Consider the following 23,871-nt stretch of genomic DNA (forward strand, 5'->3'; position numbering starts at 1 on the left):
GTGCACTTTCTCCGCCACCCGATGGATCGGCGGGTTCATGACATTAGGAGCAGCGCACGGCGGCGTGCGTGCGGGCGTCCCGCTCAGCGGGAGCCTAAACAGTTGTTTGGATTACGTCAATCGACGCATGCCGCGTCGCGAAGACAATGCCGCAGAACAGCGCGCTCCTCCCGATCGGCGGATTCGCATCGATCGTTGCATTTTCCGGTCATCGGGATACGATGTTGCGCTAACGGAGCTGAGCCGAGTTTTCTGATTCATCCCAGACGCAGACGACGGGACGCCTCAGGTTCCGGGAATGATCGGTCGAAGGAGACGGATATGTCCATTGCTGAAGCACCGGGTGCGCGCATCATCGAGACGAAGGCGCCGCCGGCGAGGTTCGCCCGCGGCTGGCATTGCCTGGGCCTGGCCGAGTCCTTCCGTGACGGCCAGCCGCACGGCATCCAGGCGTTCGGCACGAAACTCGTGGTCTTCGCCGACTCGACCGGCGCCCTGAGCGTCCTCAACGGCTACTGCCCGCACATGGGTGGCGACCTCACGATGGGTACGGTGAAAGGCGACGCGATCGCCTGCCCGTTCCACGACTGGCGCTGGGGCGGAAACGGCCGCTGCGCCGGGATCCCGTACTCCAAGCGGGTCCCTCCGCGCGCCCGCACCAAGGCCTGGACCACCCTCGAGCGCAACGGGCAGCTGTTCGTGTGGAACGATCCCGAAGGCAACCCGCCGCCCGAAGACGTCACCATCCCCGAGATCGCCGCATTCGGCGACCCCGAGTGGACGATGTGGACGTGGGATTCCGTGCTCATCGAAGGCTCCAACTGCCGGGAGATCGTCGACAACGTCGTCGACATGGCGCACTTCTTCTACGTCCACTACTCCTTCCCGACGTACTTCAAGAACGTCCTCGAAGGACACACGGCCTCCCAGATCATGACGTCGTCGTCGCGCGAGGATGTGATGCTGTTCCCGGGCCGCAAGCCCGGAACCTCCACCAGTCGTTCCGAGGCGGCGTATTACGGCCCGTCGTACATGATCGACTACCTGTGGAGCGAGTCGCCGACCCACAAGTCGGAGTCGGTGCTCATCAACTGCCACTACCCCGTGACACCGACGAGCTTCGTGCTTCAGTGGGGCATCATGGTCAAGAAGATGCCGGGGATGACCGACGAGATGGCGAACGCCGTCGCAAAGGCCACGTCCGACGGCGTCGCGGTCGGCTTCAAGCAGGACGTTGAGATCTGGCAGAACAAAGCCAAGATCGAAAACCCCCTCCTGTGCGAGGAGGACGGCCCGATCTATCAGCTGCGCCGCTGGTACGAGCAGTTCTACGTCGATGTCGACGAGGTCACCGAGCAGATGGTCGAACGATTCGAGTTCGAGATCGACACCAACCGCGCCGTGCAGTTCTGGCGTGACGAGGTCACGGAGAATCTCGAGACGCACCATCTGCTGAAGATCGGCGACGACGGCAAGATGCACGTGGTCGAGTCCTTCGAGGACGCCTGATGGCAGCCCGCCTCTCCCTGGAGGAGGAGCACTTCCTCACTTACGGCGCGGGCGGAGAGCAGCCCGACATGACCCCGTTCGCGTGCCCCAGCTGCGACAACCGGGTGCTGGTGCGCAAGAACGGCCCCGCGCAGACGTCCGTGCAGTGGACGGAGCATCTGCGGTGCCCCGTGCTGCGCGCGGCATCGAGCGCGGCCGAGCGCGCGCTGGTCGACAGCTGCCCCACCTTGAACAACGCCATCGACGATGCCGTCCTCGTGGGAGACATCCGTCTGTCCGCGCAGCTCGACGGGCACCAGGAGCAGAGACAGACGCAGTGAACAGCCCGATCGCAGTGGAGATGGAAATCGACGAGACGGAGGAGGTCGTCCTCGCAGAAGTGGCGGCGGGCGGCCCCGGACACCGACTCACGGTACGGGAGGTGATCGTCGAGACGGAGGATGCGCGCTCTGTCGTCTTCGACATCCCGGAGGAGTCGGCCGAGGCGTTCACTTACCAGCCGGGCCAGTTCCTCACCCTGCGTGTCGTGCTGCCGGATGGTTCCGCCGTCGCCCGGTGCTACTCCCTCAGCAGCACCCCCGGTCTCAACGCCGCACCCAAGATCACCGTGAAGCGCATCGCCGGCGGCGCGGCATCGGGCTGGCTGTGTGAAAGCCTCGAGGCCGGCGCGCAACTGGACGCGCTCCCTCCGACCGGAATCTTCACCGTCCGCGACACGTCGCGCGATCTGCTGATGTTCGCCGGTGGCAGCGGCATCACCCCGGTGATGTCGATCCTGCGAGACGCGCTGCACAACGGGACCAATCGCGTGATCCTCGCGTACGCGAACCGTGACGAGCGCTCCGTAATCTTCGCGGAGGAGCTGAAGCACCTCGCCCGCGACTTCCCCGACCGCCTGCTGACGGTCCACCTCCTCACGAGCGTCCAGGGTCTCCCGTCGGCGGCGCTCCTGACGGGCATCACCCGGATGGCGGACCTGGACGCATCGACCGCGTTCGTCTGCGGACCGGCCCCGTTCATGGACGGGGTGGAGCGCGCCCTGCGCGAGGCCGGCATGCCCCGCGAGCACATCGTGATCGAGCGGTTCGTCTCGCTCACGGCGGATCCGTTCGCCGCCGTCGACATCGAGGCGGTCCGGACCGCCGAGAGCACCGGGGATGCCGTCCCCCTGACCGTTGAGCTGGACGGCGAACAGCACGAGCTCGCCTGGCCGTCGGGAGTGACGCTGCTGGACTTCCTCCGGTCGAAGCAGATCGATGCCCCGTTCTCCTGCCGGGAGGGCGCGTGCAGCGCGTGCTCCTGCCGCCTGACGTCGGGCAGGGTGTCGATGGTCAACAACCAGATCCTCGAGAAGGAGGATCTGGACGAGGGGTGGATCCTCGGTTGCCAAGCCGTCGTCGACGGCGACGAGCCGGTGTCTGTGACCTACGACTGAGACCCCGTCGCTTCAGGCGGGCCGGTCCAGCGAGGCGAACGCGTCGAACCAGCCTTCGCCCAGTGTCGTCCCGCACAGCCAGTCCTCGACCGCGTCGAAGCCGCGAGCATCGAGCCGGTGCATCACGGAGGGCCGGCGTCGCGTGGCCGACACGAGCCCCGCGTCGCGCAGGATGCGCAGGTGGCGCGACGCGGAGAACCGGGTGAGCCCGGTCGCCTCCGCCACGCGAGAGATCGAGACGCCTCCGGGATGCTCCGCCGCGACCCCGCGCAGCATGTCGATTATCGCGATCCGATCGACATTCGCGAGCGCTCCGAACACGAGCGAGAGGCCACGCTCGCCCTCGTGTGCGTCGTGTTCATTGGTCATGAACTCCTCCAGGCTTTTCTGATCTTTGATCAGATTACGCCACACGCGCGGACCATTGGACCGGGTTCCCGGTCAGTGGGAGCCGGCGTGGCCTACACGGCGGACACAGACGCATGCTGGCGGCTCATCGAAGACAAGGAAGAACCGATGCCGCTGCCCTCGCCCATCGCAGACGAGGAGTGGACTGCTGACGTCGTGGTCATCGGCTCAGGCGCTGCCGGGGCCGCCGCTGCGATCACCGCTCGGGACGCCGGCGCATCGGTCGTCATCCTGGAGAAGATGGATGCCGCGCGCGCCGGCGGCAACACGCGCGTCTCCGGCGGCTCGTGGTTCCACCACGACGACCCCGACGGCATCGCCCGGTACCTGCGCGCCCTGTCGGGCAGGCGCGCCCTCCCCGAACCCGTCGTGCACGCCTGGGCGCACGGCACGCGCACCGTCACGGAGTGGATGTCCGCCCTCGGCGTCGAGGTCGGCGTCCCCGGCGACTTCGCGCCCGAGTACCCGGAGCTGCCGGGAAGCGAGGCCTACGGCGGCTACCGCAGCGTGGATGGGAGAATGGGCGACGGGCGCCTCCACCGCTCGCTGATTCGCGCGGTCACCGAACGCGGCATCCCGATCCGGTATGGCGTGCGCGCCGTCGAGCTCGTGACCGACGCGCAGGGCGGGGTGATCGGGGTCGTCACGGAGGACGGAAGCGTCGTGCACGCCCGGGGCGGAGTCGTGCTGGCCACCGGCGGGTTCGAGGCCGACGCCGAGTTGGTTCGAGAGCATCTCGATCTCGAGGGAGCCTCGATCTGGGGCAGTCCGGCCTGCACGGGCGACGGCCTGCGCATGGCGCAGCGGATCGGCGCAGACCTCTGGCACACCGACAACATGATGGCGGTCACCGGCATCACTCCCCACGGATCCCGGCACGGGCTGTTCGCCATGATGCTGCGCCGACGCGGATACATCTGGGTCGACGGTGCCGGAGAGCGCTTCGTCGACGAGACCGCACCCGCCGGCCACGGTCAGGCCCTCATCGACGGGCAGTACGTACTCAAGCCAGACCGGCCCGCGTGGGTCGTGTTCGACGAGGGTACGCGTCGCGCCGGTCCGATCAGCCCGGATGCATCGGTCTACCCGGTGGGCTGGTCGGTCGTCATGGACGGATACGCCTGGAGCTCCGACAACACCGCCGAGATCGCCGCCGGTTGGATCCTCAGTGCCGACACCCTCCCGGAGCTCGCCGCGGCGATCGGCGTTCCTGCGCCCGCGCTGCAGCGTTCGGTGGCGACCTACAACGACGCGTGCGCCGCGGGCGTCGACGAGCGATTCGGCCGGGCACCCGCGACGCTGGATCCGCTGGCAGACGGCCCGTACTACGCGTTCTGCAGCCGCCCCGTCCTCGCCTGGACGAACGGCGGTCCGCGTCGTGACGAACACGCGCGGGTACTCCGGACGTCGCAGGAGGTCATCGCGGGGCTGTATGCGGCCGGCGGCGTCAGCTCGACCTACAGCTGGGCGAAGGACGGCGGATTCCACATCGCCGACGCGATCACCTTCGGGCGCATCGCCGGAGCCCACGCGGCCACGCGCGCGGCGCGCGGCACCGCCGGCGTCCGCTGACCGGGACGTGACGTTGTCGCCGGACCCGGATGGGCGCTTTCCTGACTCCACTGCACCGACCGGCGACGCCGGGCGGTCCACCCGCCGCAGCGCTGCGGCCACATCCGAAGGAGCGCAATGACGCGTACCCGCCCCCTCCGCCCCGGTCGACGTCTGCTGCGAACCTCGTTCGCTGCCCTCGGGGCCGCCGCCCTTGCCCTGGCAGGCTGCGCGTCGGCGGAGCCGGCCACCGCGCCCGTCCCCGCCGCCACCGTCGGTGAGATCGTCACGGGTGGCGTCGCCGAGGTCGCCACCGGCGCCGAGATGCCCGGTTTCGACCCCATCAAGGTCCGCGGCGTCGGCGCGGGCACCGAGAAGGTCGCGCAGGTGCTGGACTTCCTCATGGACTACGACGAGGTGTCGGGCGAGATCACCCCGCGGCTGGCAGAGTCCATGGTCAGCGACGACGGGATCACCTGGGTCATGACGCTGCGTGAGGGCGTCACCTTCACCGATGGCGAACCGCTGGATGCCGAAGCCGTCCTCTTCAACCTCCAGCGGCATATCGCGCCGGACTCGGTGAGTGCAGCTAAGGCGACGCTCGCCCCCGTCCAGACCATGGAGGCGACCGGCGCGTATGAGGTGACGTTCGTGCTGGCGCAGGCGAGCGGCTCGTTCCCACTCGCCTTCACGTGGGCATCCTCAGCCGGACTCATCGGCTCCCCCAAAGCGCTCGCCGACCCGGACGCCTTCAACACGTCGCCGGTGGGCGCGGGGCCGTTCAAGGTCGAGTCCTGGACACCGGATGACGAGCTCGTCCTCACCCGGAACGACGACTACTGGGATGAGGGCAAGCCGTACCTCGACGGGCTGGTGTTCCGTGTCCTGCCGGACCTGCAGACCCGCGCCGACGAACTGGTGTCCGGCACAATCGACAGCGCGCTGGTGCCGTCGATCCGCTGGAACGCGATCGGCGCCAGCCCCAACGTGAAGATCGTGCCGGTGGAGGGCATCGCCATGGTCATCGTGCCGAATGCCTCCAAGGGCGCAGGCGCCGACGAGCGCGTCCGCACGGCGATGGCCATGACCCTGAGCGGCGAGACCACCGCTCAGGTGCTGTTCGGCGGCACCGAGTACTGGGACGGCGACACCACCTGCCTGCCGTGGGCCACGGGGTCGCCCATCTGCGTCGAGGGCTCCGTCTACGAGCAGGATCTCGCGGAGGCCAAGGAGCTGGTCGCCGATTACGTCGCCGACGGCGGCGACCCGACGATGACGATGACCTACCACCAGGGCCTCGTCGACCAGGCGACCTACTACCAGCAGCAGTTCACCGAGATCGGACTCGACATAGTGCTCGAGCCGGTGGACATCGCCGCTTACTTCCAGGCCGAGGCCACCGGCACGTACGACATCTTCGTCGGCTCCGGCGGATACCCGTACCTGTTCAGCCGACTGCACTCCGGGTCGCCGCTCCAGTGGGGTCGCGTCGCGTACCCCGAACTCGATGAGCTGCTGATGCACGCGCGGGACGACCTGACGCTGGACGAGCGGAACAAGGCGTGGAGCGGTGCCGTGGAGTTCCTGCACGACAATGCGGTGCTGCAGTGGACAGCGCCGTACACCTCGGGTGTGGGCTACTCCACCTCGCTGCGCTTCGGCGATGAGGACGCCTATAAGGGCACGCTGATCGTGTACTTCGATGACGCGTGGCTGTCATCTGAGAGCTGACGACCGTGAGCCCGCATCTGGATCAGGTGCGGGCTCACTCACGGTCAGGGCGCGTCCAGCTGCGCCAGGAACCTGTTCTTCTCGGCCTGCAGGGCATACGCGCTGCTGTCGCGCACGCACTCCGGGCACCAGTGGCCGGCAGTGAGGATCAACCTCGGACTCCCGGCGAACACATGGCCGAACGCACAACGCCACACGAGCGGGGTACCCGGCCGGCCGCGTCCGGCATCATCGCTCAGGAGTGCGCCCCCGCGAAAAGCCGCCGCCTGGGCGTAGTCCAGCACACCCCAGGCGCCGGGCGGCTTCTCCTCGTCGTACCCGTGGTCGAGGACGGCGGGGGTGCGTGACGGCGCAGGCGGTTCGAAGGTCGACCAGCCGCCGATGCTCCGCCACGCCTCATAAGACCCGAAGTGCGCGGCGATCTCATCGGTGCGATGGCGCGTGATGGCGTGCATGGTGCCACGAGGCTTGCGCGTGATGGGCCGCATCACCATGTGCTTCACGATGAACGCGGGAACCCGCCCGGCGTTGCGCACGGCCGGCGGCAGCGTGGCCACGGCGCGCGCCATCGCGGCATCGAAGCTGTCCCGCCGGAAGGGCACCATCTCCTCGAGCCGGTCGCTGTCGCTGTACCACTGGCCGTGGAAGTTGCCCGTCGCGAACCAGTTGCGGTCGTACCATCGACGGACGTCTCGTACCCCCATTGCGCCGCTGATCGCGGTCTGCAGCTCCCAGTTGGTCAATCGCCAGCCTTCGCCACCGCCGATGTTGTAGACGCTCTGCCAGAACTCCTCGGGGACGTCCGGCGCGCACACACCGATCAGCAGGCGGGCAGCGTCCTCGACGGACACCCACTCCATGACCCCGGTGAATGGCGAATGCGTCATGATCGGGTCACGGATCTCGAGCATCGCCGGGTGGAAGATGCCGGTCTGCCGCAGCCACACCCACCGGGGCAGCCCGGAATCGACCAGGAGCTTCTCGGCGATGACCTTGGTCTGACCGTACTCGTCGAACTGCGAGACCCGGATCGGGTCGCCGACGCGGCCCCAGTGGCAAGGTTCCGGACGGTCGCCCGTCTCGGCGACCGAACCGACACCGACGACCGCGACGGCGCGCGGATCGGGAAGGGCAGCGACGGCGCGGATGATGTTCTGGATGCTGCCGACGTTGACGCGGCGAGCCAGTCCCGGGTTCGCGTCGGCGAGCGGCGAAACCACCGCCGCCACGTGCAGGACGACGTCCACGCCGTCGATCGCGCGGACGACATCGTCGTATCGGGTGAGATCGCCGAAGCAGAGTTCGAGGTTCTCCATGTCGGCGAACCCCGCGAGAACCGCCCGATCGGCGGCGGTTGCCAGAGCGAATGCGCGCACGACGATGTCCGGCTGATCTCGGAACGCGCGAAGGGTCGCCCGCCCCCAGTTGCCCGTCGCGCCCGTCAGCAGTACCGTGCGGCGATCGTCCGCGACGGGGGACCCGTGAACCATGTCAGTCAGCCACCGCGCGCGCAGCCCGCACCGAGGCGTGCTCACCCGCGCGACGCCCGCTGAAGACGCAGTCGGCCAGCGACAGTCCCGACACGTATCCGTTCGCGCAGATCCCCACCGCGTTGCGACCGGCCGCGTAGAGGCCGTCGATGGGCGTCCCGTCCTCGCGCAGCACGCCGCCCGTCATCTCATCGACGATCAGCCCACCGAGGGTGAGCCCCGGCAACGGGTAGTAGAGGACGTTCTTGGCCGAGATGTCGATCGAGTAGAACGGCCCTCGCTCGATCGGCGCGCAGTACTCCGGCGCCTTGTGGAACGGGTCCCCCACTCCGGAGCGCACGCCGTCGTTGTAGGCATCGACGGAGGAACGCAGCCCCGTCACGTCCACGCCCATCTTCACCGCAAGCCGCTCGAGTGTGGCCGCCTTGCGGAAACCGAACGTGAACAGCGGGACCAGCTGCAGCAGCTGGAAGGACTGCGTCTGGGTGCGCAGCTGCGCACGCGCGCGCTGCCACGTCGCCGCATCGCAGACCAGCCAGCCCCGCCCACCGTGGCGACGCATCATCACATCGCCGTGCGCGGCACCATAGAGGTCTTCGTTCGCGATGCGCGCGCCATCCTGCCCGACGGCGATGCCCTCCAGCAGAGCACTGGGCGGCGTCAGGAAACGCCACGCCGTGACGTTGCCCATTGCGCCGGTGGCGCCTCCCGCGGCCTGTCCCAGACGGATCCCCGCACCATCGTCGCCGGGCGTGCCCAGCGGGCTGATGTCGACGAACTGCGGCGCGTGCTGGCGGACCCATTCCGCATTGTGGATGAAACCCCCGGCCGCGAGGACCACGGCCCCCGCGCGGGCGATGAGCGGCTCAGCTCGCCGCTGCCACAACGCGTCCGCCCGATCCGTGAAGATGCGGCCGATCGGCGGCATCCAGTTCCCGATCTTCCCGCCCCACCGCAGCAGACGTCGATGCCACGATGCCCCGCCCGAATGCGGGTCCAGAGTCCGGAACCTGACCCCGACGACGCGCGGACCATCGAGCACGAGTTCCTCGACGCGCGCCGCGGTGATCACATCGACGCCCTTCGCAGCGGCCGACTCGGCGAGCGCCGTCCACATGGCTTTGCCGGAGGACAGTCCCTTCGCCAGTGCTCGATGTCCTCGCGGTGCCGGCGCGGCGACTTCACAGTAGGGGTACGCCTTCTCATTGCCCGAGTGGTACAGATAGTGCTCGTCAGTCGGGTAGGAGGTCTTGTATCCGGGCACCCCGCCGGCGAACCGGACGCCCTGCTCCTCGAGCCACGCGATCATCTCGACACTCGTGTCGCAGAATCGGCGGAGCGTCTCGGGCGAGACCGCGTCCCCCGTCTCCCGGGCGAGGTAGCGGTACATCTCCTCGACCGGGTCGTCATAGCCTTCCGCGCACTGGTAGGGCGTGCCACCGCCGGCGTAGACGACGCCACCTGAGAGCGCACTCGCTCCCCCGCCGTAGGCGCGGTCGATGATGAGCACCCGCGCCCCTCGGTCTGCGGCTTCGATCGCGGTGGCGGCTCCGGCCGCACCGTGGCCCACGACGATGACGTCGAACTCCAGCGGCTCCGGCGTGCCGGTCGCGCCACGGGAACGCCTCATGCGGGCATCACCGACTTCATCTGCCGCGCCACGAAGCGCGTGGCCCCGCCCGGACTGATCCGCACGAGCGCGTCCAGGACCATGGCATCCTGCCCGACCAGGATCCGGAACCGACCCTTCTCGATGCCCTGGAGGATCTTTCGGCCGGCCGCCGCCGGGGTCGTGGCACGCACGGCACGCGTCCCCGCGTCTATCATCGTCACCCCGGAGTTGACGGTGAGGTCGGTGCTGACATTCCCGGGGAAGATCGTGCATACCTGCACGCCAGACCCGTGGAGCTCAGCGTAGAGGCCTTCGCTGAATTGCTTCACGGCGCCCTTGCTCGCGCCGTACACGGTCTGCGAGGCAAACGGAATCAGGGCCGACAGACTCGACATGTTCGCCAGGACCGCCTCGGGGCGGGCCTTCAGCGCAGGGAGGAACGCTCGACAGACGTTGACCGTCCCGTCGAAGTTGATCCGCATCACCCTGTCCGTCTCGGCCTCCTCGAGGTCGGCGACGTACGCGAATCGATGGATCACGCCGGCGATGTTGACGACACCGTCGACCACACCGTGGCGGGCGACGACCGCGTCGGGAAGCGCGCTCACCGCCGCGCGATCGGTGACATCGACGACGTGCGTGGAGAGGCGGTCGCCGGCATCGGCGAGTCTCGCCGTCCCGGCCAACCCGTCCGCCCTGAGGTCGACGGCGGCCACCTTCGCACCCTTGCGGATGAGCCCGATGGCGACCTCCCGCCCCATGCCGTTGCCCGCGCCAGTGACGACGAACACCCGGTGCCTGATCTGCATCGCAACTCCCTCGTTGTGCACAGCAGCCGACGCCTACGCGGCGGAACCGCTCCGTCGCCGCCCGAGGCCGGTGGCCAGACAAGCAGACCGCGGAGAGGTGCGGCAGCGCCCCCTCCCGGTCAGCGGGAGGGGGCCTCCCCGACAATCACGCCCGGTTTCGGTCGAGGAACGCCCGGACACGATCGTGCTGCTCGGGGTCGGCGCGGGCGATCGCCTCCCAACGTTCGGTGGCGGCGATCGCGGTTTCGCCGTCAGGACCGAGCCCGTCGATGAACTCCTTCGCTGCGGCCTGACTCAGCGGCGCGAGGTCCGCGAGGCGCTGAGCGAAGCTTTCGGCCTCGGCGTCCACCTCGTCGTCTGCGTGCAGGGCGTCGAGGAATCCGGCGGCCAGAGCATCCGCCGCGCAGAACGCCTCCGCCGCCACCAGCATCCGCTTCGCGACCGATGGGCCGACCAGCCGTGCCAGACGCCGCACCGACGTGGCGGGGTAGATCACCCCGAACTTGGCCGGGGTCACCGCGACGCTCGCGGTGTGGGACGCGATCCGGAAGTCACAGGCGCCCGCGATCATCGCACCACCGCCGATGCAGAGCCCTCGGATGACGGCGATCGTCGGGGTCCGGGTGTTCATCAGGGCTGACTCGGCCTGCGTCGTCAGCACCGACGGATCGACGCGCTGACCGGCCGCCCACGCCGCCGCGAGGTCGACACCCGTGGAGAAGTCCTCGCCGTCGCCGGTCACGAGGATCACCCGCACCGCGGCATCCGCATCCGCACGACGGACGGCATCGGCGAGATCAGCCCACATGGCGGCGTCCAGTGCGTTCCTCCGCCGACTGCTGATCGTGATGCGGCAGATGACTCCGCCGCTGTCGACGCGGATGCTGCCGCTCACGCGGATTCCCTCACGACGCCGCGCTTGACAAGTGCTGAGATGTCGTCGGGGCTCCACCCCAGTTCGACCAGGATGTCCCGTGTCTCGCCGCCGAGCGCGGGCGGATACCCGCGGATCTCAAGACGCTCTCCATCGATTCGGAACGGCGCCGCGAGCAGGCGACGAGACGAGAGCCCATCAGGCGCGGGCACCTCCCTCACGATCCCGAGCGCCTCGACCTGCTCGTGGGCGAGCGCGTCCGCGATGCCCAGCACCGGCCCGGCGGGGATGCCCGCCGCCTGCAGGCGCACGAGCCAGTCCGCAACGGGCGCCGCCGCGAGCGCTCGCTCGATCGCTGTGGTGAGAGCATCCCGGTGCTCCACCCGGTCCGCGGGACCGGCGAAACGCGGGTCGTCGGCGACATCCGCGATACCGAGCACATCGCACAGTTGCCGCCAGTGCCGCTGGGTGCTCGCGGCGAGCACGATCGCACCGTCGGCCGTCTGATACGCGCCGTATGGCTGGATCGTGGGATGCATGTTCCCCTGGGGCTCGGGGTTGGATCCGGTCAACATGGCCTTCTGCAACTGGAAGACCAGCGAGTACAGCGCCGTCTCGAGCAGCGATGTTTCGACGGTCATCCCCGATTCCTCGCGCCCCAGGAGCGCGCACAGCACGCCGATCACCGAGACCAATCCGGTCATGAAGTCGACGATGGGCACGCCGACTCGATACGACTGCTCGGCGGACTCCCCCGTGACCGACATCAGGCCCGACATCGCTTGCGCGATCTGGTCCAGCCCAGCGGCGCCCCGCAGCGGCCCCACCGTACCGAATCCGCTCACACTCGCGACCACGAGCCGCGGGTTGGTCCTGCGGAGTGCCTCGGCGTCGAGTCCCAACGCGTCCAGGACGCCGGGCCGGAAGCTCTCGATCAGCACATCGGATCGGCGGACGAGGGAGAGCAGGATCTCGCTCGCCTCCGGAGCACGGAAATCCAGGGCGAGCGCGCGCTTGCCGTGATTGACCGATGCGTAGTAGAGGCTCTCCGGGCCGTCGTGGGGCCCCCATGCCCGAGAGGGATCACCGTCGACCGGCTCGACCTTGACGACCTCCGCTCCCATGTCCGCCAGGAGGGTGGCGCAGAGCGGTCCGGCCAGCGCTCGCGAGAGATCCAGCACTCGTATTCCCTGCAACGGCATGCGTGCGTCCTTCACTGCAGTCCCCTGAACCTCGGCTGATACGATACTTGATCATATATCGACTGACGCGAACCGGAAACGGTGCGCACGCGGGACTGTCTGATCCATCTCGGTCCCGAGCCGCGCTCATTCACACAGATCGTGGGGCCTCCTCCCTCGACTGAAGAAACAGAAGGGGCCCGAACCCGCAGAATCCTGCGAGGGGCCTCTCACCAGCCGTCTTGGGCCAGAGTCGGCGGATGTGCGGTGTCAAGACAGTTGGCGCGGTTGCGACGCAGTTGGCTCAAGACTCCGCTGAAGCGCCAGCCGGCACCAGTCGTCCGATCCGTCACAGTAATCGGCACGGTGCGGAGCAATCTCGGCGCCCGGGTGGTCAGGGCTCGTCGCTCCGCGACACGGAGATCAGCCTCCGGGGTCCTCGTCCGCTTCAATCCTGACGAAACCTAGCCGCCGCACCGACGTTCGCCGAGCCAACAGTGGCTGCCAGCTTCGCCGCCTACTAGCGGCTGCCCCCGCAAAGTCGTATCGATGTTCCCAGTCAGTCGACGTACTCGTCGTCGATGATCTGGTTGGCGTCTCCGGGGACGCACGCCGACGTGCCGCCGATGCCGTACATGGCGGGGCCGGTCGTAAACCTCAGCCCTTGGACGGGACCTCCCGTGGCGAAGACGATGGGCTCGTGTTCGGTGTTCACCCGCACGCTCATACCGAGAGACTCCCAGTAGTCCGCGACCTTCTCCGCGTCTCCCATCAGATCCACGTCACCCCGCGGGGCTTTGTAGAGATAGCTCCACTTCACGCCACTGCCGCCGTCGCAAGTTTCAACACCGGGGTCTCCGGCGTCCTCCCACCCAGGGGCGCCGAGCAGTTTCGCTGTGTCATGGATGACGCTCGTCAGCGTCTCGCGTGCTTCGTCCGGTGTCACGTCTGCCTCCTGGGGTCCGCAACCGGCGAGTATGACCACGACGGCAGCGAGGGTCGCGGCCACGGCGCACGGGCGATGTCGGTCAGTACGCACCGCGCATCCCTTCAATCAGTGCCCGTTGGAACGGGGTCGGTTCGTGGTCGACGGAGTTGGTGATCCGGTCACCTTGCCCGGTGGTGGCGTAGGCGACGTTGATCTGAGATTCGGTGTCCGGGTCCAAGTATCCCGTGCCGGACTCTGTGCTCGTGCCATGGTCGGTGACGCTGGCCCCACCAGCGCCGGTGTCCACTCCGAACACGTCCGCACCGAACGCTTCTGCTGCCGGGTTCACGGGATGGGTGCTGAAACCTCGGCCGACCCACGCCCATTGGTCGCCCGGCGCGGGGTCGACGGCCCACACGTCCTGGGCTTGCCCGGCGTAGACCTGGTTGGCGTTCAAGTCCGATGCGTGGTCCACCTCCGCCGGCAGGCCCGCCGACGCCAGGCTGACGAACACATCGACCTGAACCTCCGGCCGCACCAACGCTAGAGCCGATGTGGTTGTCCCGTAGGAGTGGCTGGCGACGTTGAGCATGGCGCTTTCCCTCGTCGCGTTGAACCCGACCAGAGCCTGGCTCAGGGTGGCGGCGCCAGCTGAGGCGAGATTGGTGTCAAGGACCGATAGGGCACCCACAGCCGGCGCCTTGTATCCGACCCAGGCCACGACCGCGTGCGTATGGTCCTCGTCCACGAGGCCCTGAGCCTGCACGAGTTTCATGGCGGTGTTCGCCCATGCGGGTAGTCCCGCCGCCGAGGATCCCATGCCCGGGACCGCCCAGGTCGCGACGTCGGCGCTGTCCAGGTCGCCGACGGAGACCGCAGCCAGCGGCGGGCTGTCGTCGGTGAGGGTTACAAGGTACCGGCTTGGAGTGCCTGGGGGTGTCTTGAGTGCGCGTTGGATCCCTTCCAGGCCTTCCAACCGTTCCTGGGCAGTGGCAGCAGACATGGCGTGACGGAACCCGGCGCCTTCGCCTCCGGTGGCAAGCTCCCAGAAGCTCGGCGGCTCCTCCGCAACTCCGAGCGCTGCCTTGGCTTCCGCCAGCTGCTCTTTCAGCCATACCCGGTTCGCGCTGTCACGGTCTCGGTAGCTGACGCCTTCCAGGTTCCCGATGAGTGCGGGGAAGGCCGCGATGAGTTCGGACCGCTCCACTTCGGGAAGGTCAGCCCACCAGGGGGCGACCTCAGCGGGATCCGTGCGGGCCAGTCGGGAGGCGAAGCCCGGGTGGGTGCGGGCGAGGACGAGCAGGTCGGTCGCGGACAGGTCCCGCAGGTAGGCGTCGCCGTTGCGTGCACGGGCGGCGAGGGCGAGTGGTCCGAGGACACTGGTGCCGGAGAGCGCGGCGACGCACTCCCGATTCACTCGGTCTCGCTGCTGCGTGAGGGCGTCCCACTCGTTCTGGATGGCGGTGAGCGTGGCCCCGACCTCGGTGATGCTCCAGTCCAGCGCACGCGCACGGGCCTGCGCGTCACCGAGGTCGCCCTGGGCTGCGGCCTGCAGGTCTGATTTCGCGGAACCCTGGCGCCACCGCAGTGAGATGAGGTCCTCCTGCGCGACGTCGCGGCGCGCGGTCAGCGCGCGCTGCTGGTCCTTGATGCCCTGCACCGCGCGGGCGTAGGCGGTCAGCGCGGCGGCCTCCGCGTCCCAGCGCTCCGCCAGCACCCTCAGCTCCACGGCCACACGGTCAGCGGCGTCGGCGAACGAGTCTCGCGCGCGGCCTGCCCACACCTCAGGGGTCACAGCCGAGATCGCGGCCGTGACCTCTCGTTCGGCGTCCCGGGCGGTGATCGCTTTGCGGGAGCGTTCCGCTGCACCCTGCAGGATACCGGCGACATCCCCGCGGCCGGGATCGGCCGGGTCCACGCTCACCGCACGCTCCGCTGCAGCCGACCGTCGAGTCCGTCGAACTCGGTGGACACGTTCTCCGGGTACGCCGCGGCGGCCGCGGTCATCTCCGCCACGATCTGCGCACGCGCCTTGCTGTGCGCTCGCACCCGCGCGGCGGCATCTGCCACATCGGCATCCCCCATCACATCGAATGTGAGCGAGTGCAGGTCCCAGGACAGGGCAGTTTCGGCGGAGTGCATGCGTGCGGAGATGTCGCTGAGTGCGCCCGCATCCACCCGCAAGTCGGCCATCACCGAAGCGTATAGGGATCACCCTGCCTGAGGCCATCAATTGCGCCGCGAGATGATCGACCCACCACCCGACCACTGACGGTCGCGAAGAAGCAGCAGACGCCCTAAACCCACGGCTATGTCAGGCGCGTCCTCCAGAATGGTTAGCGAGCGAATCTGCTCACCACAACTGAATACACAACTGAATAGGGGGTGGTCATGGTGGACGAAAAAGAATGGACGAGGTGGTCAAGCCGTCGAGGCAGACTTCGACTCCTTGGTCGCGTTCGCGGTGAACTGGTTCAATCTTCTAGAAGTCCCAGTCGTCGTCTTCGGTCGCGACGGCCTTGCCGATGACGTACGACGAGCCCGACCCGCTGAAGAAGTCGTGGTTCTCGTCGGCGTTGGGCGACAGCGCCGACAGGATCGCGGGGTTCACGTTCGTGGTGGTTGCCGGGAACATCGCCTCATAGCCGAGGTTCATCAGCGCCTTGTTGGCGTTGTAGTGCAGGAACTTCTTGACGTCCTCGGTCAGGCCGACGCCGTCGTAGAGGTCCTGCGTGTACTGCACCTCGTTGTCGTAGAGCTCGTAAAGCAGCGAGAACGTGTAGTCCTTGATCTCGTCGCGCTCGGCCTGCGAGATCTTCTCGAGCCCCTTCTGGAACTTGTAGCCGATGTAGTAGCCGTGCACGGCCTCGTCACGGATGATGAGGCGGATGAGGTCGGCGGTGTTGGTGAGCTTCGCCCGCGAAGACCAGTGCATCGGCAGGTAGAAGCCCGAGTAGAACAGGAAGCTCTCGAGCAGGGTGGATGCCACCTTGCGCTTGAGCGGCTCGTCGCCACGGTAGTAATCCATGACGATGTGAGCCTTCTTCTGAAGGTTCGGGTTCTCCACAGACCAGCGGAACGCCTCGTCGATCTCCTTCGTCGAGCACAGCGTCGAGAAGATCGACGAGTAGCTCTTGGCGTGCACCGACTCCATGAACGCGATGTTGGTGTACACCGCCTCTTCGTGCGGGGTCAGCGCGTCGGGGATCAGCGAGACGGCGCCCACCGTGCCCTGGATCGTGTCCAGCAGCGTCAGGCCGGTGAAGACCCGCATCGTCAGGGTCTGCTCGTCGGGGGTGAGCGTGTTCCACGACTGGATGTCGTTGGACAGCGGCACCTTCTCGGGCAACCAGAAGTTGTTCACCAGGCGGTTCCAGACCTCGAGGTCCTTGTCGTCCTCGATGCGGTTCCAGTTGATGGCCTGGACGTGGTCCAGCAGCGGCAGTTTCTCGGTCATTCGGGTTTCTTCCTCAGAGGTTCGCTTAGTCGTCGACCGGCGTCACAGCATGCAGGAGACGCACTCCGCCATGTCGGTGCCTTCGAGCGCGAGCTGACGCAGGCGGATGTAGTAGATGGTCTTGATGCCCTTGCGCCACGCGTAGATCTGCGCGCGGTTGATGTCGCGGGTGGTGGCGGTGTCCTTGAAGAACAGCGTCAGCGACAGGCCCTGGTCCACGTGCTGCGTGGCCGCGGCGTACGTGTCGATGACCTTCTCGTAGCCGATCTCGTAGGCGTCCTGGTAGTACTCCAGGTTGTCGTTCGTCATGAACGGGGCCGGGTAGTAGACGCGACCGAGCTTGCCTTCCTTGCGGATCTCGATCTTCGACGCGATCGGGTGGATCGAGCTCGTCGAGTTGTTGATGTACGAGATCGAGCCGGTCGGCGGCACGGCCTGCAGGTTCTGGTTGTAGATGCCGTGCTTCTGGATGGACTCCTTCAGCCGGCGCCAGTCGTCCTGGGTCGGGATCGGGATGCCGGAGAACAGCTGCGCGACCTTCTCGGTCTGCGGCACCCACTCCTGCTCGATGTACTTGTCGAAGAACTCCCCCGACGCGTAGGTCGAGTCGGCGAAGCCCTCGAAGGCGGTGCCGCGCTCGATCGCGATGAGGTTCGAGGCGCGCAGCGCGTGGAACAGCACCGTGTAGAAGTAGATGTTCGTGAAGTCCAGGCCCTCTTCGGAGCCGTAGTGCACGTGCTCGCGGGCGAGGTAGCCGTGCAGGTTCATCTGCCCGAGACCGATCGCGTGCGACCGGTCGTTGCCGTCCTCGATCGAGCGCACCGAGCGGATGTGGCTCTGGTCGCTGACCGCGGTGAGGGCGCGGATGCTGGCCTCGACCGTCTTGCCCAGGTCGCCGCCGTCCATCGCCAGCGCGATGTTCATGGAGCCGAGGTTGCAGGAGATGTCCTTGCCGATCTCCTTGTAGGAGAGGTCCTCGTTGTACGTCGTGGGCGTGTTGACCTGCAGGATCTCCGAGCAGAGGTTCGACATGTTGATACGACCCTTGATCGGGTTCGCCTTGTTCACCGTGTCCTCGAACATGATGTACGGGTAGCCGGACTCGAACTGGATCTCGGCAAGGGTCTGGAAGAACTCGCGCGCGTTGATCTTGGTCTTCTTGATGCGCTCGTCATCGACCATCTCGCGGTACTTCTCGGTGACCGAGATGTCGCCGAACGGCACGCCGTAGACCTTCTCGACGTCGTACGGTGAGAAGAGGTACATGTCCTCGTCGTTCTTGGCGAGCTCGAAGGTGATGTCGGGGATCACGACGCCGAGCGACAGCGTCTTGATGCGGATCTTCTCGTCGGCGTTCTCACGCTTGGTGTCGAGGAACCGCAGGATGTCGGGGTGGTGCGCCGACAGGTACACCGCGCCGGCGCCCTGACGTGCACCGAGCTGGTTGGCGTAGCTGAAGCTGTCTTCGAGCAGCTTCATCACGGGGATGATGCCGCTGGACTGGTTCTCGATCTGCTTGATCGGGGCGCCCGCCTCGCGGATGTTCGACAGCAGCAACGCCACGCCGCCGCCGCGCTTTGACAGCTGCAGGGCGGAGTTGATGCCGCGGGCGATCGACTCCATGTTGTCCTCGATGCGCAGCAGGAAGCACGACACGAGTTCGCCGCGCTGTGCCTTGCCGGTGTTGAGGAAGGTCGGGGTGGCCGGCTGGAAACGCCCCGAGATGATCTCGTCGACGAGCTCGGTTGCGAGCGTCTCGTCACCGTCGGCCAGGCCCAGCGCCGTCATGACGACGCGGTCCTCGAACCGCTCCAGGTAGCGCTTGCCGTCGAAGGTCTTCAGCGTGTAGCTGGTGTAGTACTTGAACGCGCCGAGGAACGTGGCGAAGCGGAACTTCTTGCTGTAGGCGAAGTCGTGCAGCTGCTGGATGAACTCCATCGAGTACTTCGCCAGCACGGCCGGCTCGTAGTACTCCTTCTCGACGAGGTAGTCGAGCTTCTCCTGCAGGGAGTGGAAGAACACCGTGTTCTGGTTGACGTGCTGCAGGAAGAACTCCCGCGCCGCCCTCTTGTCGGCGTCGAACTGGATCTTGCCGTCCGGGCCGTAGAGGTTGAGCATCGCGTTGAGGGCGTGGTAGTCCATGCCCTCGAATCGCGCCTCGCTCTTGAAACCCATGTCGGTCAGTGCTGATTCCACCATTGCTCCAGTCCTTCGCTCACGCGATCGACGTCTTCTGGCGTGCCGAAAAGTTCGAGCCGATACAGGTGCGGCACGTTGCACTTGCGGCTGATGATGTCACCGGCGAGGCAGAAGGCCGCGCCGAAGTTGGTGTTGCCCGCGGAGATGACTCCGCGGATGAGGCGTCGGTTCTTCTCGTCGTTGAGAAACCGGATCACCTGCTTGGGAACGGCGCCCTTCTCCTCGCCCCGCCCCTGGCCGCCCCCGTAGGTGGGGGTGACCAAGACGAAGGGCTCGTCGACCTGCGGCGGCGCGTCGTTCGCGTGAACGGGGATGCGCACGGCGCGCATCCCGAGCTTCTCGATGAACCGCGCGGTGTTGCCGGAGACACTCGAGAAGTACACGAGCAGAGGTGCCTGCGTTGCCGTCAGCACATCAACTCCTTCCCGTATCGAGTGACCCGCCGCCCGTGCGGCAGGTCGAGATCAGGCCAGGCGCGACGCGAGCTCGTTGATCTTGTCGGGACGGAAGCCCGACCAGTGGTCCTCGTCGGTGACGACGACCGGAGCCTGCAGGTAGCCGAGCGACTTCACGTGCTCGAGCGCTGCGGCATCCTCAGAGACGTCGAGAACTTCGTATTCGATGCCCTTCGAGTCCAGTGCGCGGTAGGTCGCGTTGCACTGGACACAGGAGGGCTTCGTGTAAACCGTGATGGCCATGTCGAGTGTGTTCCCCTTCAAAAGTCTTCGCTGTGCCCGACCTCACCGTGCCGGGAGTCCAATACTACATATGGGTGCCGACGTTCCGAAGCACCACTAGGGATAGTAGTTACATCCGTGTAGTTTTCCACCGCTCTCCCCATGTACAACACATGTTGTCCACCGTTTCATCCACAGGACGCCATCTTCGTCGAGGCGGATCCAGCCGCTGAATCACGCGGGTCTCGCCCCGCCGCGGCAGATCCATCCACAGGCACCACGCTACGGACCCCCTCCGACACCGAACATCCTGTGGACTCGCCGCCCCGGCGTGTCGCCGCGGGTCCCGGTAGCGTGGATACACGTGGCGGGATATCGGGACCTTCTGCGCAGTCCGGGCGTGGCGCGCATCATGGCGGCGCAGCTGACGGCGCGCTTCCCCAACGGCATGACGAGCCTGGCCATCCTGCTGCACATCGAGAACGTCACCGGCTCCTACGGCGCCGCGGGACTCGTGCTGGCGGCGACGTCGGTGGGCCAGGCCGTGGCCGGCCCCGTGACCAGCCGGTGGATGGGCCGCTGGGGCATGCGCAAGGTGCTCACCCTGACGACCATCGTGTGCGCCGTCACGCTCACCACGCTGGCCTTCGTGCAGACGGTCGTGCCCGTATACATGCTGCTGGCGCTGGTGGCCGGCCTGTCGACTCCACCCGTGCAGCCGGCGGTGCGCACCATCTATCCGAAGATGGTCACCTCGCGCCAGCTGACACCGCTGTTCTCGCTCGACGCATCGCTGCAGGAGATCATCTGGATCATCGCGCCGGTGATGATCACGTTCATCGCCACGCAGGCCGGCACCGTTCCGGCGCTGGTGTGCATCGTGGTGATCCTGCTGGCCGGCTGCTCGTGGTTCATCCTCTCCCCCGAAGTCGGCCGCGTGCGCATTCCCCGCAGCCGCCGCAAGCTCGGCAAGGTGCTCACCCGTCCCGCGGTGATCCTCGCCACGGCGACCGGCTTCCTCCTCATCGGCGCCGCGGCGGCGGTGGAGGCGGGCGTGGTCGCCACCTTCGACCACGGCGGACTCGAGGCCGGCCTCGTGCTCGCGGTGTTCTCGGTCGGCAGCCTTGCCGGCGGGCTCGGGTTCGGCCACATCCCCATCGGCCGCTGGGCGATGGCGCGCCGGTTCGCGATCGTCGCCGCGGGCTTGTGCCTCGCGATGGTGTCGCTCGATATCTGGTGGCTCGGCGGCTCGCTGCTGATCGCCGGTGCAGGCGTCGCGCCCGCCCTCGCGGTGATGTTCGCCATGACGACGGCGAGCGTGAAATTCAGCGACACCGCCGAGGCGTTCGGCTGGGTCGGCACCGGTCAGCTGATCGGCTCGGCCGCGGGGTCGGCGACCGCCGGGTTCCTCATCGACGGCGTGGGACCGCAGGGCGCGTTCGTCGCCGGCGCCCTGTTCGCCGTGGCCGGCGTGCTCGTCTCGATCGTGTTCGTGCGCGGCTTCCCCGACCTGCGCGGCCGCGACGCCAGCCCCATCCCCGACACCGAGCCCGTTCCCCTCGTCACCTGACGCGGCGACGGCGACACCTCACGCGGCGATGCGAGCCAGCAGGAACAGCACCGCCTGCGCGTACGCGTCGGCGGGCTCCGGATGCCGGAACCGGTGGCGCGCGCCATCGACTTCGATCTCCACCTCGTAGATGTCGGGAAGCCGCACGAGCGAGCGGAACGCGCCCCGCAGCATCTCGCGCAGCTGCGCCTCGGAAGGCAGCCACAGCGCATCGCCCAGGGCGACGGAGTCCAGCGCCCACTCCGTGGTGCCGTTGAAGGCCAGCAGCGTGCCGGTCGGATAGCTGCGCGCCTCGATCGTCATGTCGCTGACGGTGAAGACGTCGGCCTCGAACTCGGGCTCGTCCAGCTGGAAGCGGTCACCCGAACGCGGCCGCCAGCTGAGGCCGGCGGCGCGCAGTTCCCGGGCCAGGTCGGTGGAGATCACTTCACCATCATCCCCCGCCACAGCGCGGTCAGGGCGGCGGAATCGGTCGGGACCCCGCACCCCCGCCAGACCTAGGCTGGGGGCATGCCCTCCCCCGTGACCCTGCCCCGGTACGCCTGGGGCGAGCCGTCGTCGTCGCACCGCGCCCTGCTGCTGCACGGCCTGGGGTCCAACGGACTTCTCATGTGGCTCTACGGCACGGCCCTGGCGGATGCCGGCTGGCACGCGACCGCCGTGGACCTGCGCGGCCACGGGGTGGCGCCCCGGGCGCTGGACTACACGATCGCGGCGTACGCCGCCGACGTCGCCGCCACCGAGCCGGAGGGCCCCGGCGCCACCCCGTGGGACCTCGTCGTCGGCCACTCCCTCGGCGGGGCCGCCGCCACCGTCGCCGCGGCCGCGCACCCGGAGTGGACCCGCCGGCTGATCCTCATCGATCCCGGCATCCTGCTCGCCGGCCACGACCGCGCCATCGTGCGCAACAGCCAGGCCCGCGCCTTCGCCGACCCGTCCGAGGCGGCCGTGCGCGCGGAGCACCCGACCTGGCATCCGAACGACATCGAACTCAAGGCCCTCGCGGCCCGACAGGCGAGCCGTTGGGCGGTGGAGCAGACGAGCGAGCAGAACGGCGTGTGGGACGTGCGCGAGGATGCGGCGCGGCTGAGCGTGCCCACCCACGTCATCGCCAGCGACCCCGAGGTGTACTCGATCTTCACGGGCGCCGTGGTCGACGACGTGCTCGCCAATCCGCAGGTCACCATGTCGGTCGTCACCGGCGCCGGGCACTCGCCGCACCGCGATAAGCCCGCAGACACGCTCCGTCACCTCAGGAAGGCACTCTCATGACCGCTTTCGATCCCGCGAGCCTGTTGCCGGACGACCTGATCGAGCGCATCCGCGCGCGCGCTGCGGGGCACGACAGCGACAACACCTTCCCCCACGACGACCTCGCCGACCTCGCCGCCGCCGGCTACCTGGCCGTGCTCGCCCCGACCGAGCTGGGCGGCGGGGGCCTGAATCTCGCCGACGTCTCGCTGCTGCAGCAGCGGCTCGCGGGCGCCGCGCCCGCCACCGCGCTCGCGGTCAACATGCATCTGGTGTGGACCGGCGTCGCCAAGGTGCTGCGCGATCGCGGCATCCATGACCTCGACCATGTGCTCGAGGGCGCGGTGGCCGGGGAGGTCTACGCCTTCGGCATCAGCGAAGCAGGCAATGACCTCGTGCTGTTCGGCAGCGACACCGATGCCGCGCCCCGCCCCGACGGCGGCTACGCGTTCACCGGCATCAAGATCTTCACCTCGCTCGCCCCGGTGTGGACGCAGCTGGGGCTGCACGGCCTGGACACCACGTCTGCCGACGCGCCCCGGCTGGTCTACGGCTTCGTACCCCGCAGCGAGGAGCAGGAAGGGCGCGTGGTGACCCGCGACGACTGGGACACCGTGGGCATGCGGGGCACGCAGTCCCGCACCACCGTGCTGCACGCGGCGGTGGCACCCGCCGACCGCATCGCCCGGCGCATTCCGCCCGGGCCCAGCCCCGACCCCATCGTGTTCGCGATCTTCAGCGTCTTCGAGCTGCTGCTCGCTTCGGTGTACACCGGCCTCGCCCGGCGGGCGCTCGACGTGGCCGTCGACACGGCGGCGCGACGACGCTCGAAGAAGACCGGGCTCACGTACAGCCAGGATCCCGACATCCGCTGGCGCGTGGCCGACATGGCGATCGCGTACGACGCGCTCCCACCCCAGCTCGCCGCGCTCTGCCGCGACGTCGACGCGCGGGCCGACCACGGCCCGCGCTGGTTCTCGCTGCTCGCCGGGGTCAAGCACCGCGCCGTGACCACGGCCAAGGCGGTCGTCGACGATGCCGTGCTGGTGGCCGGCGGCTCGTCGTACTTCGCCGGCGCAGAACTCGGCCGGCTGTACCGGGACGTGCTCGCGGGCCTCTTCCACCCCTCCGATCCGGAGTCCGCGCACGCGACGGCGGCCACCGCCTGGCTGGGCCCGGTCGGGTGACC

Annotated in this window: 22 protein-coding genes; 8 read left to right on the plus strand and 14 right to left on the minus strand. The window is 68.0% G+C overall.

What is annotated here, in order from left to right; translation table 11 throughout:
* The first annotated feature begins 321 nt into the window (after positions 1-321).
* Genes QNO21_RS09595 through QNO21_RS09605 form a run of 3 tightly spaced genes read left to right on the plus strand, consistent with a single transcriptional unit; the run spans position 322 to position 2,944 of the window.
* A complete protein-coding gene (locus QNO21_RS09595) occupies positions 322-1,509 on the plus strand; it encodes a 3-ketosteroid-9-alpha-monooxygenase, oxygenase component (RefSeq protein ID WP_257517738.1) in 1,188 nt (395 codons plus the stop codon).
* On the plus strand, positions 1,509-1,829 hold the full coding sequence (locus tag QNO21_RS09600) for a hypothetical protein (protein WP_257517739.1): 321 nt from the start codon (positions 1,509-1,511) through the stop codon (positions 1,827-1,829). Before QNO21_RS09595 ends, QNO21_RS09600 begins: the two co-directional genes overlap by 1 nt.
* Positions 1,826-2,944, plus strand: a complete 1,119-nt coding sequence (locus QNO21_RS09605; RefSeq protein WP_257517740.1) for a ferredoxin--NADP reductase — start codon at positions 1,826-1,828, stop codon at positions 2,942-2,944. The genes QNO21_RS09600 and QNO21_RS09605 overlap by 4 nt, the downstream gene beginning before the upstream one ends.
* Positions 2,945-2,956: 12 nt before the next feature.
* Here the strand turns inward: QNO21_RS09605 and QNO21_RS09610 are convergent, their stop codons facing one another.
* On the minus strand, positions 2,957-3,313 hold the full coding sequence (locus tag QNO21_RS09610) for an ArsR/SmtB family transcription factor (RefSeq protein ID WP_257517741.1): 357 nt from the start codon (positions 3,311-3,313) through the stop codon (positions 2,957-2,959).
* Between the two features lie 147 nt (positions 3,314-3,460).
* Between QNO21_RS09610 and QNO21_RS09615 the strand changes: the two genes are divergently transcribed.
* Both QNO21_RS09615 and QNO21_RS09620 read left to right on the plus strand, forming a co-directional pair.
* Positions 3,461-4,924 carry an FAD-dependent oxidoreductase gene (locus QNO21_RS09615; RefSeq protein ID WP_257517742.1) on the plus strand — a complete coding sequence of 488 codons (1,464 nt, stop codon included), beginning with the start codon at positions 3,461-3,463 and terminating at the stop codon, positions 4,922-4,924.
* 117 nt (positions 4,925-5,041) lie between these two features.
* The gene (locus QNO21_RS09620; protein WP_257517743.1) at positions 5,042-6,634 is read left to right on the plus strand and encodes an ABC transporter substrate-binding protein; all 1,593 of its coding nucleotides are present in this window, start codon (positions 5,042-5,044) and stop codon (positions 6,632-6,634) included.
* A 44-nt stretch (positions 6,635-6,678) separates the two neighbouring features.
* Here the strand turns inward: QNO21_RS09620 and QNO21_RS09625 are convergent, their stop codons facing one another.
* From QNO21_RS09625 to nrdH, 12 genes are all read right to left on the minus strand, one after another.
* Entirely contained in the window at positions 6,679-8,124 is a 1,446-nt protein-coding gene (locus tag QNO21_RS09625) for an NAD-dependent epimerase/dehydratase family protein (protein WP_257517744.1), read from the minus strand.
* A gap of 1 nt (position 8,125) precedes the next feature.
* Entirely contained in the window at positions 8,126-9,754 is a 1,629-nt protein-coding gene (locus QNO21_RS09630; RefSeq protein ID WP_257517745.1) for an FAD-binding protein, read from the minus strand.
* On the minus strand, positions 9,751-10,545 hold the full coding sequence (locus tag QNO21_RS09635; protein WP_257517746.1) for an SDR family NAD(P)-dependent oxidoreductase: 795 nt from the start codon (positions 10,543-10,545) through the stop codon (positions 9,751-9,753). The genes QNO21_RS09630 and QNO21_RS09635 overlap by 4 nt, the downstream gene beginning before the upstream one ends.
* Positions 10,546-10,690: 145 nt before the next feature.
* Positions 10,691-11,440 (minus strand): enoyl-CoA hydratase/isomerase family protein, encoded by a 750-nt coding sequence (locus QNO21_RS09640; RefSeq protein WP_257517747.1) that lies wholly within the window; start codon positions 11,438-11,440, stop codon positions 10,691-10,693.
* Positions 11,437-12,636: a CaiB/BaiF CoA transferase family protein gene (locus QNO21_RS09645; protein WP_257517748.1), complete on the minus strand. Its 1,200-nt coding sequence runs from the start codon at positions 12,634-12,636 to the stop codon at positions 11,437-11,439. The genes QNO21_RS09640 and QNO21_RS09645 overlap by 4 nt, the downstream gene beginning before the upstream one ends.
* A 523-nt stretch (positions 12,637-13,159) precedes the next feature.
* Complete coding sequence (locus tag QNO21_RS09650) at positions 13,160-13,546, minus strand: hypothetical protein (protein WP_257517749.1); 387 nt, start codon at positions 13,544-13,546, stop codon at positions 13,160-13,162.
* Between the two features lie 82 nt (positions 13,547-13,628).
* Positions 13,629-15,452 (minus strand): alpha/beta hydrolase, encoded by a 1,824-nt coding sequence (locus tag QNO21_RS09655; RefSeq protein ID WP_257517750.1) that lies wholly within the window; start codon positions 15,450-15,452, stop codon positions 13,629-13,631.
* A complete protein-coding gene (locus QNO21_RS09660) occupies positions 15,449-15,721 on the minus strand; it encodes a hypothetical protein (RefSeq protein ID WP_257517751.1) in 273 nt (90 codons plus the stop codon). The genes QNO21_RS09655 and QNO21_RS09660 overlap by 4 nt, the downstream gene beginning before the upstream one ends.
* Positions 15,722-16,010: 289 nt before the next feature.
* Entirely contained in the window at positions 16,011-16,985 is a 975-nt protein-coding gene (gene nrdF / locus QNO21_RS09665) for a class 1b ribonucleoside-diphosphate reductase subunit beta (protein ID WP_257517752.1), read from the minus strand.
* A 42-nt stretch (positions 16,986-17,027) separates the two neighbouring features.
* Positions 17,028-19,160 (minus strand): class 1b ribonucleoside-diphosphate reductase subunit alpha, encoded by a 2,133-nt coding sequence (gene nrdE, locus QNO21_RS09670; RefSeq protein WP_374211399.1) that lies wholly within the window; start codon positions 19,158-19,160, stop codon positions 17,028-17,030.
* A 5-nt stretch (positions 19,161-19,165) separates the two neighbouring features.
* A complete protein-coding gene (nrdI, locus tag QNO21_RS09675) occupies positions 19,166-19,597 on the minus strand; it encodes a class Ib ribonucleoside-diphosphate reductase assembly flavoprotein NrdI (protein WP_257517468.1) in 432 nt (143 codons plus the stop codon).
* A gap of 51 nt (positions 19,598-19,648) precedes the next feature.
* Positions 19,649-19,882 (minus strand): glutaredoxin-like protein NrdH, encoded by a 234-nt coding sequence (nrdH, locus tag QNO21_RS09680; RefSeq protein WP_257496167.1) that lies wholly within the window; start codon positions 19,880-19,882, stop codon positions 19,649-19,651.
* A 343-nt stretch (positions 19,883-20,225) separates the two neighbouring features.
* Here nrdH and QNO21_RS09685 point away from each other — a divergent pair, with 343 nt between their 5' ends.
* The gene (locus QNO21_RS09685) at positions 20,226-21,431 is read left to right on the plus strand and encodes an MFS transporter (RefSeq protein ID WP_257517754.1); all 1,206 of its coding nucleotides are present in this window, start codon (positions 20,226-20,228) and stop codon (positions 21,429-21,431) included.
* Positions 21,432-21,449: 18 nt separating this feature from the next.
* On the opposite strand, the gene QNO21_RS09690 is transcribed toward QNO21_RS09685, so the two are convergent.
* Positions 21,450-21,857, minus strand: coding sequence for a pilus assembly protein CpaE (locus QNO21_RS09690; RefSeq protein WP_257517091.1), 408 nt, complete (start codon positions 21,855-21,857; stop codon positions 21,450-21,452).
* Positions 21,858-21,941: 84 nt separating this feature from the next.
* Between QNO21_RS09690 and QNO21_RS09695 the strand changes: the two genes are divergently transcribed.
* On the plus strand, positions 21,942-22,703 hold the full coding sequence (locus QNO21_RS09695; protein ID WP_257517755.1) for an alpha/beta fold hydrolase: 762 nt from the start codon (positions 21,942-21,944) through the stop codon (positions 22,701-22,703).
* The gene (locus tag QNO21_RS09700; RefSeq protein WP_257517756.1) at positions 22,700-23,869 is read left to right on the plus strand and encodes an acyl-CoA dehydrogenase family protein; all 1,170 of its coding nucleotides are present in this window, start codon (positions 22,700-22,702) and stop codon (positions 23,867-23,869) included. Before QNO21_RS09695 ends, QNO21_RS09700 begins: the two co-directional genes overlap by 4 nt.
* Positions 23,870-23,871 lie beyond the last annotated feature (2 nt).

This window comes from Microbacterium sp. zg-Y818, from assembly GCF_030246905.1.
Taxonomy (GTDB): Bacteria; Actinomycetota; Actinomycetes; order Actinomycetales; family Microbacteriaceae; genus Microbacterium.